1 protein-coding gene is annotated in these 201 nt (G+C 65.7%); it reads left to right on the top strand.

The window, feature by feature from the left end; translation table 11 throughout:
• Positions 1-201, top strand: a 201-nt coding sequence (locus FNJ47_RS49720; RefSeq protein WP_163163998.1) for a hypothetical protein, incomplete at both ends; no start/stop codon positions are given.

Consider the following 201-nt stretch of genomic DNA (forward strand, 5'->3'; position numbering starts at 1 on the left):
CGGCGGCATCTTCAACGTCGGCGGCACGGTTCTGAGCAACGTCGCGGTCTTTGCCGGTGGCGTCGAGAACGTGTTCTCCGGAGGCGTGGTCACCGGCGTGACCAGCTCCGGGACAGGGATTTCGGGCGGCACGGTGAACGTGTCGTCGGGAGGCGCGATCGACCACACGACCGTCAGCAGTGGCGGCATGTTGAATGTCCT

The organism is Bradyrhizobium uaiense, assembly GCF_010811875.1.
GTDB classification, from domain to species: domain Bacteria; phylum Pseudomonadota; class Alphaproteobacteria; order Rhizobiales; family Xanthobacteraceae; genus Bradyrhizobium; species Bradyrhizobium uaiense.